Source organism: Bacillus sp. z60-11, from assembly GCF_046464135.1.
Taxonomy (GTDB): Bacteria; Bacillota; Bacilli; order Bacillales; family Bacillaceae; genus Bacillus; species Bacillus sonorensis_A.
Genome location: NZ_JBIYSN010000001.1, coordinates 741,890 through 754,450 on the forward strand (window position 1 = coordinate 741,890; position 12,561 = coordinate 754,450).

At 49.9% G+C, this 12,561-nt stretch carries 11 protein-coding genes; all 11 read left to right on the plus strand.

From position 1 onward, the window contains the following. Nucleotides 1-6 precede the first annotated feature (6 nt). The 11 genes from coaBC to ACINLD_RS03955 all read left to right on the plus strand — a co-directional run bounded on the left by coaBC (nucleotide 7) and on the right by ACINLD_RS03955 (nucleotide 12,541). Nucleotides 7-1,224 (plus strand): bifunctional phosphopantothenoylcysteine decarboxylase/phosphopantothenate--cysteine ligase CoaBC, encoded by a 1,218-nt coding sequence (gene coaBC / locus ACINLD_RS03905; RefSeq protein ID WP_026586918.1) that lies wholly within the window; start codon nucleotides 7-9, stop codon nucleotides 1,222-1,224. Further along, nucleotides 1,221-3,638, plus strand: a complete 2,418-nt coding sequence (gene priA / locus ACINLD_RS03910; RefSeq protein WP_026586919.1) for a primosomal protein N' — start codon at nucleotides 1,221-1,223, stop codon at nucleotides 3,636-3,638. The genes coaBC and priA overlap by 4 nt, the downstream gene beginning before the upstream one ends. Nucleotides 3,639-3,663: 25 nt before the next feature. After that, entirely contained in the window at nucleotides 3,664-4,146 is a 483-nt protein-coding gene (gene def, locus ACINLD_RS03915) for a peptide deformylase (RefSeq protein ID WP_026586920.1), read from the plus strand. Between the two features lie 4 nt (nucleotides 4,147-4,150). After that, on the plus strand, nucleotides 4,151-5,104 hold the full coding sequence (gene fmt, locus ACINLD_RS03920; RefSeq protein ID WP_026586921.1) for a methionyl-tRNA formyltransferase: 954 nt from the start codon (nucleotides 4,151-4,153) through the stop codon (nucleotides 5,102-5,104). Continuing rightward, nucleotides 5,091-6,428, plus strand: a complete 1,338-nt coding sequence (gene rsmB / locus ACINLD_RS03925; protein ID WP_410206922.1) for a 16S rRNA (cytosine(967)-C(5))-methyltransferase RsmB — start codon at nucleotides 5,091-5,093, stop codon at nucleotides 6,426-6,428. Before fmt ends, rsmB begins: the two co-directional genes overlap by 14 nt. A gap of 8 nt (nucleotides 6,429-6,436) precedes the next feature. Continuing rightward, nucleotides 6,437-7,525 carry a 23S rRNA (adenine(2503)-C(2))-methyltransferase RlmN gene (rlmN, locus tag ACINLD_RS03930; RefSeq protein ID WP_410206923.1) on the plus strand — a complete coding sequence of 363 codons (1,089 nt, stop codon included), beginning with the start codon at nucleotides 6,437-6,439 and terminating at the stop codon, nucleotides 7,523-7,525. 7 nt (nucleotides 7,526-7,532) lie between these two features. Next, nucleotides 7,533-8,297, plus strand: a complete 765-nt coding sequence (locus ACINLD_RS03935; RefSeq protein WP_026586924.1) for a Stp1/IreP family PP2C-type Ser/Thr phosphatase — start codon at nucleotides 7,533-7,535, stop codon at nucleotides 8,295-8,297. Beyond that, nucleotides 8,291-10,267: a Stk1 family PASTA domain-containing Ser/Thr kinase gene (gene pknB, locus ACINLD_RS03940; RefSeq protein ID WP_026586925.1), complete on the plus strand. Its 1,977-nt coding sequence runs from the start codon at nucleotides 8,291-8,293 to the stop codon at nucleotides 10,265-10,267. The genes ACINLD_RS03935 and pknB overlap by 7 nt, the downstream gene beginning before the upstream one ends. Nucleotides 10,268-10,279: 12 nt before the next feature. Continuing rightward, nucleotides 10,280-11,155 (plus strand): ribosome small subunit-dependent GTPase A, encoded by an 876-nt coding sequence (gene rsgA, locus ACINLD_RS03945; RefSeq protein WP_410206924.1) that lies wholly within the window; start codon nucleotides 10,280-10,282, stop codon nucleotides 11,153-11,155. Nucleotides 11,156-11,157: 2 nt separating this feature from the next. Beyond that, nucleotides 11,158-11,811, plus strand: a complete 654-nt coding sequence (gene rpe / locus ACINLD_RS03950) for a ribulose-phosphate 3-epimerase (protein WP_026586927.1) — start codon at nucleotides 11,158-11,160, stop codon at nucleotides 11,809-11,811. A gap of 85 nt (nucleotides 11,812-11,896) precedes the next feature. Next, nucleotides 11,897-12,541, plus strand: coding sequence for a thiamine diphosphokinase (locus ACINLD_RS03955; RefSeq protein WP_026586928.1), 645 nt, complete (start codon nucleotides 11,897-11,899; stop codon nucleotides 12,539-12,541). Nucleotides 12,542-12,561: the final 20 nt, after the last annotated feature.

Genomic DNA, 12,561 nt, shown 5'->3' on the forward strand with positions numbered 1-12,561 from the left:
AAAACGATGCTGAAAGATCGCAACATTCTGCTGTGTGTAAGCGGAGGAATTGCGGTGTACAAAGCAGCCGCACTGACGAGCAAGCTTGTACAGGCAGGGGCCAATGTCAAAGTCATCATGACAAAATCCGCCTGCGAATTTGTCTCACCGCTCACTTTCCAGGCGCTTTCGCGTCACCACGTTTATACCGATACATTTGAAGAGCCGAATCCGCGCGTGATCGCCCACATCGACGCTGCGGATTGGGCTGATCTTGTGATTGTTGCACCTGCAACAGCCAACATTATCGGAAAACTCGCCTCAGGGCTGGCCGACGACATGCTGACGACGACGCTTTTGGCGACGACGGCGCCGGTGTGGATCGCTCCGGCCATGAATGTCCACATGTATGACCACCCGGCCGTCAAACGGAATATCGATGTTCTCTACAAGGACGGCTACCGGTTTATTGAGCCGAGCGAAGGCTATCTTGCCTGCGGGTATGTCGGCAAAGGCCGGCTTGAGGAACCGGAACGGATCGTCCAATTGGCAGAAGAGCATTTCACAGGTGGAAAGACCGGTCTATTAGCGGGAAAACACGTTGTGGTCACAGCGGGCCCGACAAGGGAAAAAGTCGACCCCGTCCGCTTTTTCTCAAACCGTTCGACAGGGAAAATGGGCTATGCCTTTAGTGAGGAAGCGGCAAAGCTGGGAGCGCGTGTGACGCTGATCAGCGGCCCCACGTCGCTTGATGAACCGCCGGGGGTTGACGTCGTTCGCGTCCAATCTGCCGAAGAGATGTATCAAGCGGTTCTGTCTGTATTCGATGAGAGCGACATCGTCATTAAAACCGCAGCTGTCGCCGATTATCGGCCGAAGCATATTCATGACCAAAAAATGAAGAAAAAAGACGGCAGCCTGGTGATTGAGCTTGAACGGACAAAAGATATTTTAAAAGAGCTGGGCCAGAGGAAAACAAAGCAAATCCTGATCGGTTTTGCAGCGGAAACCGAAAGTATTGAAGAATACGCCCGAAAAAAGCTGGACTCTAAAAACGCCGACATGATTGTCGCCAACAATGTCACCGCTGAAGGCGCCGGTTTTGGAACGGAGACCAACATTGTCACGGTTTATCATAAAGACGGGAAAAAGACAGCACACCCTCTGATGACAAAGCGGGAGGTTGCCGCTCAAGTCTTAAAGGAAGCCGCCCTGCTTTTTGATCGGAGCGGGACCTCTTCATGAACTTTGCAGAAGTGATCGTCGATGTCACCACGAAAAATATCGACAGACCGTTTGACTACCGCATCCCGGAAAAATGGAAAGGGATGATTCAAAAAGGGATGCGGGTGATCGTTCCCTTTGGCGCCCGCAAAATACAAGGGTTTGTTATCGGTGTGAAGGACACATCAGAACTCGCCGGGCGCGCGGTCAAGGAGATCGAGGAAATCCTTGACCTGACGCCTGTTTTAACCGAAGAGCTGCTCGATTTGTCCGACTGGCTGACAGAAAAAACGCTTTCTTATAAAATTACGGCTTTGCAGGCGATGCTGCCGGCTGCGATGAAAGCGAAGTACGGCAAAGAAATCAACGTGATCAGAGAAGAGCGGCTTCCAGATAGGCTGAAACGATTGTTTTCCGAAAAGACGTCACTCTCCTATTCAGATATAGAAGACCACGGGATATTGAAGCTCATCCAGCGCCAGGTTCAAGAAGGAAACCTTGAAGTGGCCTACAAGGTCAAGCAGAAAACAAACAAAAAGACGCAGAGAATGATCGCGCCCCTCTGTTCGAGGACGAAATTGAATGAGGCGCTGGACGAGCTTTCTGCCCAGGCTGTCAAACAAACAGCAATTCTTCAGTTTTTCATTGCATCCGATGAGGGGCTCTCGGTGCCGGCAAAGGATCTTCTCGAAAAGACCGGCGGGTCCTCCGCATCCTTAAAAGCGCTGATTCAAAAAGGCCTGCTGAAGGAGAGCGAGCAGGAGGTTTACAGAGACCCTTATCAGGACAGAATGTTCAAAAAAACCGAGCCGCTTGCTTTGACTGAAGAACAGGCCCGAGCATTTGAAGCGGTGGCAGAAGCGATTGAAGAAAAGCGGCATGACGTATTCCTTCTTCACGGCGTCACCGGCAGCGGTAAAACAGAAATTTATTTGCAATCGATTGAAAAGGTGCTGAAAGCCGGCAAGGAAGCGATCGTCCTCGTTCCGGAAATCTCGCTCACACCGCAAATGGTCAACCGTTTCAAAGGCCGTTTCGGCTCACAGGTTGCCGTCTTGCACAGCGGGCTTTCAACAGGAGAAAAATATGATGAATGGCGGAAAATCCACCGCAAAGAAGTCCGGCTTGTCGTGGGGGCGCGCTCCGCGATTTTCGCCCCGTTTGAAAATCTCGGTATGATCATTATTGATGAAGAGCATGAAACATCTTACAAACAGGAGGAAATGCCGAGATACCACGCGAAAGAAGCGGCGATTAAACGGGCCGAATACCATCGGTGTCCGGTCGTCCTCGGCAGCGCGACTCCGACGCTTGAATCGTTTGCCCGCGCAAAAAAAGGCGTCTACAAGCTGCTTACCCTCAAGCACCGTGTCAACCATCAGGTTATGCCTGACGTTTCCCTCGTCGATATGAGGGAAGAACTGAGAAACGGAAACCGTTCGATGTTTTCCAGAGATTTAATGGCAGCTCTTGAAGAGACGCTTGAAAAAGGCGAGCAGGCCGTCCTGTTTTTAAATAAAAGGGGCTATTCCTCGTTTGTGATGTGCAGGGACTGCGGATATGTCATCCAATGTCCGCACTGCGAAATTTCCCTCACATACCATAGATTCGGCCAGCGCCTCAAATGCCACTATTGCGGCTATGAAACCGGGATGCCGTCAAGCTGTCCCGAATGCGGAAGCGAACATATCCGCTATTTTGGAACAGGAACACAGCGGGTCGAAGAGGAGTTGGCGAAAATTTTGCCTGCTGCCAGGGTCATCCGCATGGACGTGGATACAACTTCAAGAAAAGGAGCCCATGAAAAACTGCTCACATCCTTTGGGAGAGGGGAAGCCGATATCCTGCTCGGCACGCAGATGATCGCCAAAGGGCTCGATTTTGAAAACGTCACACTTGTCGGGGTGCTGAGCGCCGATACGATGCTTCACATCCCCGATTTCAGAGCAGCGGAAAAAACGTTTCAGCTGATGACGCAGGTCAGCGGAAGAGCCGGACGTCACGAAAAGCCGGGCAGGGTCATCATTCAAACTTATACCCCGTCCCACTACAGCATTGAGCTCACGAAAACGCATGACTATGAAACATTTTTCCGGCAGGAAATGCTTCACAGAAGAGAGCAGGCATACCCGCCGTATTATTATTTGGCGCTCGTCACCGTCTCACACGAAGAGGTGACAAAAGCGGCCATCGTCACGGAAAAAATCGCCGGCTTTTTAAAAGCGAACATTTCCGGCGACGCTAAAATTCTCGGGCCGGTCGCATCGCCGATTGCCAGGATCAAAGATAGATATCGCTATCAATGCGTGATAAAATACAAACAGGAAAAAATGCTTACATCTTTACTCAAAAAAGTGATGGATCATTATAAGCGGGATATTGAACAAAAACAATTGTCGATTTCGGTAGATATGAATCCTTATATGATGATGTAAGACATAGCAGATGGAGGGCTTATCGTTGGCAGTAAAACCGATCGTAACGTACCCGGCAGAAGTGCTTGAAACCCCTGCCGAGCCCGTTGCGGCTTTTGATAAATCATTAAAAAAACTACTTGATAACATGTATGACACGATGCTCGAACTGGATGGAGTCGGCCTCGCCGCTCCGCAGATCGGCGTCTCCAAAAGGGCGGCCGTCGTCGATATCGGTGATGAGACAGGGAGGATCGAGCTGATCAATCCGGAGATCATCGAGGAACGCGGCGAACAGACAGGACCTGAAGGGTGCTTGAGCTTTCCGGGTTTATACGGCGAAGTGACGCGGTCTGACTATGTCAAGGTGAAGGCATGCGACCGCCGCGGAAAACCGTTCACAATTGAAGCGGAGGGTTTTTTGGCGAGAGCGCTGCTGCACGAAATCGACCACCTGGACGGCGTTTTATTTACGTCAAAAGTAACGCGCTACATTGAAGCGGAAGAACTTGAGGAAATGGAAGGATGATTGGATGACAAGGATCGTTTTTATGGGGACGCCGGATTTTTCGGTTCCGGTGCTGAATACACTGATCAAAGACGGCTATGATGTGGTGGGTGTCGTCACTCAGCCCGATCGTCCAAAGGGGCGAAAAAAGGTCATGACACCGCCTCCGGTCAAAGAAGAAGCGCTGCGGCACGGCATTCCCGTGCTTCAGCCTGAAAGGGTGCGGGTAGAGGAGGAGACCGACAGGATTCTTCAGCTTGAGCCCGACCTAATCGTAACGGCGGCATTTGGCCAAATCCTGCCGAAAAAGCTTTTGGATTATCCGAAATACGGCTGCATCAATGTCCACGCTTCCCTCTTGCCCGAGCTTCGCGGAGGAGCGCCGATCCACTACGCAATCCTTGAAGGCAAACAGAAAACGGGTGTGACGATTATGTACATGGTCGAAAAGCTCGATGCGGGGGACATGCTGTCAAAAGTGGAAGTGGACATCGAAGAAGATGATAATGTCGGCACCCTTCATGATAAACTGAGCCAGGCGGGAGCCGCGCTTCTTTCCGAAACGGTTCTGAAAGTCATCAACGGTTCGGTGTCACCGGAAAAACAGGATGAAGAAAAAGCGACATATGCGCCAAACATTAAACGTGAGCAGGAACGGATCGACTGGTCAAAACCTGGTGAAGTTCTGTACAACCAGGTGCGCGGTCTAAATCCTTGGCCTGTCGCCTACACGATGCTCGGCGGAAAGACCTTGAAAGTCTGGGCGGCGAAAAAGACTTCGGCAGGAAAACAGGGAGAGCCGGGAGAGATCATCGCCGTTGAAAAGGACGGGATTGTCGTTGCGACTGGAAACAGCACCGCGCTGAAACTGACGGAAGTGCAGCCGGCGGGCAAAAAAAGAATGAGGGGCGAAGACTTCGTAAGGGGAGCGGGTCTTCAAACCGGAATGAAATTAGGTTATGTCGATGAAGAAAAGTAATGTCAGGGAAGTGGCGCTTGATGCGCTGATTAAGCTCGATCAAAATCAGGCATACAGCAATCTCCTGCTCCAGTCTGTCATGAAAGCAAGCGATTTAAACGACAAGGACAGAGGGTTGCTGACAGAACTCGTTTACGGAACCCTTCAAAACAGGCTCGCTCTCGATTATATGCTGAAGCCGTTTATTAAAAAGCCGGAAAAGGTGAAACTATGGGTGATTCACCTTTTAAGAATGTCGCTGTACCAAATGGAATACTTGGAGAAAATACCTGACCGCGCCGCACTGTTTGAAGCGGTTGAGATCGCGAAAAAACGCGGGCACAAAGGCATTTCTTCATTCGTTAACGGGGTTTTGCGTTCGATTCAGAGGGAAGGCGTTCCTTCATTTGCTGATATCAGCGATCCGATTGAGCGCCTGGCGGTTGAAACGAGCCATCCGGAGTGGCTTGTCAGAGAATGGACGGAGGCTTACGGATTTGAGGCTGCTGAACAAGTGTGCAGAATCCATATGATTCCGCCGAAGCAAACGCTCCGGGTCAATACGCTGAAAAACGACAGAGACACACTGCTTAAACGCCTCAGTGAAGCAGGATTTGAGGCGGAGGAAGGCGATTTGTCCGAAGATGCTGTAAAGCTGTTAAAAGGAACGATCGCAGCGAGTCCGTTTTTCAAAGAAGGCGATGTGACCATTCAGGATGAAAGCTCAATGCTCGTGGGAAGAGCGGTCGGCCCGGTACCAGGAGAAACGATTCTTGACGCCTGCGCCGCCCCGGGAGGAAAATCGACCCATATCGGCGAGCTTCTTGAAAATACGGGGAAGATTGTCTCCCTTGACCTTCATCAGCATAAAGTCAAGCTGATCAAGGAAGCGGCCGGCCGGCTCGGCCTGTCAAACATCGAAGCCCGGGCGCTGGACGCCAGAAAGGCCGGTGCAGCTTTCGAGCCGGAAACTTTTGACCGGATTCTCGTCGATGCTCCGTGCTCCGGCTTTGGTGTCATCCGGAGAAAGCCGGATCTTAAATACAGCAAATCGCCTGAAGATTCCTCTCGTCTTGCCGGGATTCAGCTCGCCATTTTAAGGGAAATCGCACCGCTTTTGAAAAACGGCGGAACACTGGTCTACAGTACGTGTACGATGGACCGGACAGAAAATGAACAAGTCATGCATGCTTTTTTGGAAGAACACGACGAATTTGAAGCGGACCCCACCCTCGTCGAGCGGCTGCCCGAAAAAGCGGCGCCGTATGTCAAGGATGGGAGCATTCAAATCCTCCCTCACTACTTTGGTACAGACGGCTTCTTTATTTGCAGCATGAGAAAGTAGGGATCACAATGATTGAAACGAAACAAAAGATCAGAAAAGAATTGCGGACAGAGAAACCGTCCATTTATTCTTTTGAAATAGAGGATATCAAAAGCTGGCTTAAAGAAAACGGAGAAAAGCCTTTCCGCGCCACACAGATTTTCGAGTGGCTCTATGAAAAACGAGTCGCATCGTTTGATGAGATGACAAACCTTTCAAAGGAGCTCCGCGCCAAGCTGAAAGACCAATTTGTCTTAACAACGCTGAAAACGGCCGTCAAGCAGACGTCTCAGGACGGAACGATGAAGTTTTTATTTGAGCTTCATGACGGATATACGATCGAAACCGTATTAATGCGGCATGAATATGGCAATTCTGTTTGTGTCACGACACAGGTGGGATGCCGGATCGGCTGTACGTTCTGCGCTTCAACACTCGGAGGGCTGAAGCGGAACCTTGAAGCAGGCGAGATCGTCGCACAGGTGGTCAAAGTGCAGCAGGCGCTCGATGAAACAGACGAGCGCGTCAGCTCGATCGTGATTATGGGAATCGGCGAACCGTTCGACAACTTTCAGGAAATGCTTGCTTTCTTGAAAATCGTTAACCATGATCAAGGGCTGAATATCGGTGCGCGCCACATCACGGTATCAACGAGCGGCATCATCCCGAAAATCTATGAGTTTGCCGATGAAAAGCTGCAAATCAATTTTGCGATTTTTCTGCACGCGCCAAACACGGAAATCAGAAGCCGGCTGATGCCGATCAACAGAGCGTACAAGCTTCCAGAGCTGATGAAAGCAGTCGAATACTACATTAAAAAAACCGGCAGAAGGGTCACGTTTGAGTACGGCCTTTTCGGCGGTGTCAACGATCAGGTAGAGCACGCGGAAGAATTGGCTGCATTATTAAAAGGAATCAAATGCCACGTCAATTTGATTCCCGTCAATTATGTACCTGAACGAGACTATGTCAGAACACCTAAAGAACAGATTTTCGCCTTTGAAAAAACATTAAAGTCTCACGGAGTAAATGTCACGATCAGAAGAGAGCAAGGCCATGATATTGACGCTGCCTGCGGACAGCTGCGTGCGAAGGAGCGAAAAGAAGAGACGAGGTGAATCAAGGTTGAAGACAGCCTTAAAGACGGACAGGGGAAAAATACGGCCGCACAATGAAGATGCTGCGGACATTTTTACTGAAAAAGAAGGATATGTTTTTGCCGTTGTCTGCGACGGTATGGGAGGTCATCTTGCCGGCGATGTTGCTAGCAAGATGGCCGTCTCATCCCTTCGGGACATCTGGGAGCAAACCGAAGACATTCCGGCTTCTCCCGCTGAGAGCGAAGCATGGCTGAAAGAGCAGATTTCGGCCGTCAATCAAAAACTATACGACCATGCAAGAGCGCACGAAGAATGCCAGGGAATGGGGACGACGGTCGTCTGCGCTTTATATGAGGGGAAAACGTTGACGGTCGCCCATATCGGCGACAGCCGCTGCTATCTTCTGCATCAAGACAGCTTGACTCAGCTGACCGAAGACCATTCGCTTGTCAATGAACTGGTCAAAACCGGAGGGATTTCAAAGGAAGACGCTGAACACCATCCGCGGAAAAACGTGCTGACAAAAGCGCTCGGTACAGATCCTGATGTACAGGTCGAGGCCCACACCTTTGAAATCGAACCCGGCGATCAAGTTCTGTTATGCTCTGACGGTCTGACGAACAAAGTGGATGATCAAACATTGCAGGAAATGCTTGAGGCTTCATCTTCTCCGGAGGAAAAAGCTGAGCGGCTTGTTCAGGCGGCCAATGACAACGGCGGCGAAGACAACATTACCGTCGCGATATTGGAGCTTCCTTTTCAAACTGAAGAAGGTGAAGACAAGTGCTAATCGGCAAAAGGATCAGCGGACGCTACCAAATCCTGCGCGCTATCGGCGGAGGGGGAATGGCTAACGTCTATTTGGCTGAAGACATCATACTCGATCGGGAAGTCGCGATTAAAGTGCTGCGATTTGACTTCGTTCACGACGCCGATTTCATCAGGCGGTTCAGACGGGAAGCCCAGTCCGCAGCAAGCCTCGATCATCCGAATATCGTCAGCATTTATGATGTCGGAGAAGAAGATGACATCTACTATATCGTCATGGAGTATGTAGAGGGGATGACCCTGAAAGAATACATAAACCGAACCGGTCCCCTCCATCCAAAAGAAGCGGTCCAAATCATGGAGCAGATCATCTCCGCCATCGCTCACGCCCATGAAAATCAAATCGTACACCGGGATATTAAACCGCACAATATTTTAATCGACCATATGGGACACATTAAAGTCACCGATTTCGGCATTGCCATGGCTTTAAGCTCAACAACCATTACGCACACCAACTCGGTATTGGGCTCTGTCCATTATTTGTCGCCTGAACAGGCAAGAGGCGGCCTGTCTACGAAGAAATCCGACATTTATTCACTCGGTATTGTGCTGTTCGAGCTGCTGACATCACGCACGCCATTTGAAGGCGAATCAGCGGTCTCAATCGCACTCAAACATCTGCAAACGGAAACCCCTACAGTGAAAAGGTGGAATCCCGCCGTGCCGCAAAGTTTAGAAAACGTCGTGCTCAAGGCCACGGCCAAAGATCCGTTTCACCGGTACGATTCCGCTGAAGAGATGGAAAGCGATTTGCAGACGGCTTTTGATCCGGACAGAATCGATGAAGCGAAATTCGCCATTCCGTCTGACGATGAGATGACGAAAGCGGTCCCGGTCATCAAAGACCTTCCGTCTGACGCGGATGGACAAGGGGATGCCGCTGATGTTGCGGAGGAGGCACCTGTTTTATCAAAAAAAGAAAAAAAGAAGCAGGCTAAAGCGGGCAAAAAGAAAAAAAGAAAAAAATGGCCGCTCATCGTGCTGACCCTGCTTTTCATTTTGATCACTTCTGCCGTACTCGCTTTAACGGTGTTTCCGTCACTCTTCTTCCCTAAGGATGTAGAGGTTCCGAACGTTAGCGGCCTCGAATATGAAGAAGCCGTCACAGCGTTGGAAGGAGAAGGGTTTGAAGTCGATCCAAATGCGGAAGACATCGCCGACGAAAAAATTGCGGAAGGGCTGATTGTCAAAACAGACCCGGCAGCAGGCGATGTCGTCAAGGAAGGTGCGACAGTCAAGCTGTACAAAAGCTCCGGCAAGGCGAAAAAGGAAGTGGAAGATGTCGTCGGCCAAAAAGCCGATGCCGCACAAAAGCTGCTTGAACAAAAAGGCTTTAAACATATCAAGACGGAAGAGGTTCATGATGAAGAAGAAGCCGGCACTGTCATCGAACAGAAGCCGACGGCAGGAACGGAAATCGTGCCCGGCGACGACGAGGTCAAGTTGACGGTCAGCCTCGGACCGGAAGACATCACATTGAGAGATTTAAAAACATACAGCAAACAGGCAGCTTCAGGCTATCTGGATGATCACCAGCTCGTACTGGTGGAAAAAGAAGCGCACTCTGATGACGTTCCGGAAGGCCAGGTCATCAAACAAAAGCCTGCAGCCGGGTCGACCGTCAAACCGGGAGATAAGGTTGAGGTTACATTTTCACTCGGACCCGAACAAAAGCCGGTCAAAACGGTGACCGAAAAAATCGAGATCCCTTATGAGCCGGAAACGGAGGGGGAAGAGCAGACCGTCCAGATTTCGATTGATGACGAAGACCACAGCATTTCCGACGTCTATGAAAATTTTAAAATCACGGCGCCGACCGAAAGAACGATCAAGTTCAGGATTGCCCCCGGCCAAAAAGGGTATTATCAAGTAACCGTCAACAATAAAGTGGTCAGGACCAAAACGATTGAATATCCTGAGGATGAATAAAGGAGGTGCAGTATGCCTGAGGGCAAAATCATTAAAGCTTTAAGCGGCTTTTACTATGTATTGGATGGCGGGAAAGTGATTCAATGCAGGGGAAGAGGGGTTTTCCGAAAGAACAAAGTAACCCCTCTTGTCGGCGATGATGTCGTCTATCAGGCCGACAATGATAAGGAAGGCTACCTTCTTGAAATCAAGGAAAGGCTCAATGAAATAATCAGGCCCCCGATCAGCAATGTCGATCAGGCCGTTCTGGTGTTTTCAGCGAAAGAGCCGGCTTTTAGCACTTCGCTTTTGGACCGTTTTTTAGCGCTTGTTGAAGCAAACGACATCAAACCGATCATTTGCATCACGAAGATGGATCTGGCGGAGGATGTAAAAGAAGACATTCATCAATATGCCGAAGACTACCGGAAAATCGGGTACCCCGTCTATTTGACCTCAATCAAAGAGGGCGGCGCAAAAGAAGTAACGGCCCATTTTAGAGACCGAATCACCGTGTTCGCCGGTCAATCCGGTGTGGGGAAGTCTTCCCTGTTAAATGCGATAAGCCCTGACCTGGAACTAAAAACCGATGGCATTTCCGCCCATTTAGGGAGAGGCAAGCATACAACGCGCCATGTCGAACTGATTGATGTGGGCGGTGGGCTCGTGGCCGATACACCGGGTTTTAGCTCGCTGGAATTCACCGGCATCGAAGCCGAAGATTTAGGATATACCTTTTTGGAGATCGGTGAAAAAAGCAGAGAATGCAAATTCCGCGGATGCCTGCATCTAAAAGAGCCGAGCTGCGCCGTCAAAAAAGCGGTGGAAAGCGGGGACATCGCTTCATATCGATACGACCATTATGTTGAATTTTTAAAAGAGATTAAAGATAGAAAGCCGAGGTATTAAATATGGTATATGTTGCTCCTTCGATTCTTTCAGCCGACTTTGCCCGTTTGGGAGAAGAGATCAAAGATGTAGAACAGGGCGGAGCCGATTTCATCCACATTGATGTGATGGACGGGCATTTCGTTCCCAACATCACCATCGGACCGCTTGTTGTCGAAGCCGTCCGCCCGATCACCAAACTGCCGCTTGACGTCCATTTGATGATCGAGGACCCGGATCGCTATATACCTGCATTTGCAAAAGCGGGAGCGGACATTCTTTCCGTCCATGTCGAAGCTTGTCCGCATCTCCATCGGACGATCCAGCTGATCAAGGAACAGGGGATCAAGGCGGGTGTTGTTCTAAATCCGCATACACCGGTTGAGCAGATCGAACATGTGCTGGAAGACCTTGATCTTGTCCTTTTGATGACGGTGAATCCGGGTTTCGGCGGACAATCGTTTATTTCTTCCGTCGTTCCGAAAATCAGCCGGGTCAAAGAGCTTGCTGAGCAAAAAGGACTTTCAGATTTGCTGATCGAAGTGGACGGAGGCGTGAACAGAGAGACCGCAGCACAGTGCATTGAAGCGGGAGCGAATCTGCTTGTCGCCGGATCTGCCGTCTATAATGAAAAAGACCGCAAAAAAGCCATTTCCAATATTAAAGGAGCCCTCTGAATCAAACGGTTTGGGCGTGCTCCTCTTAAAAAAGAGCCAGCCTGTGCTGTGCTCTTTTTTAAAGGGGGTGCAGAAAGGATAAGTGATGAAAACGATCAATATTGTCGCCGGAGGACCCGGCCATCTCATTCCTGATCTATCGCAGTACCGTGACGATCAAGCCCTCTGGGTCGGCGTCGACAGAGGAGCGGCGGCGCTTCTGGAAGCGGGAATCATACCCGATGAAGCGTTCGGAGACTTTGACAGCATCACGGCAGAACAAAAGGAAGCGCTTGAAAAAGCCGCCCCCCGTCTGCATATCTACCAGGCGGAAAAAGATCAAACAGATTTGGATCTCGCGCTCAGCTGGGCTGTCAAAGAGCAGCCTTCCTTGATCAGGATGTTCGGCATCTCAGGCGGGAGAGCGGATCATTTTCTCGGGAATCTGCAGCTTCTTTATCAAGCTCTCCAACAAAAGGTGAGCGCTGTCATGATCGACAAGCAAAATGCGATCACCATGCATTCCCCTGGTACATATACTGTCATGCGTGATCAAACGAAGCCGTATGTTTCATTCCTCCCGTTTACAGAAACGGTGAAAAACCTATCTCTCGAAGGATTTAAGTATTCTTTAAATAAGTGTCATATTGCTCTTGGTTCTACACTATGTATTAGTAACGAACTCATCCATTCACAAGGTGCTTTTTCGTTTACAGAAGGCATATTAATAATGATAAGAAGCACTGATTAAAATATCCTGGCTCTTTACGC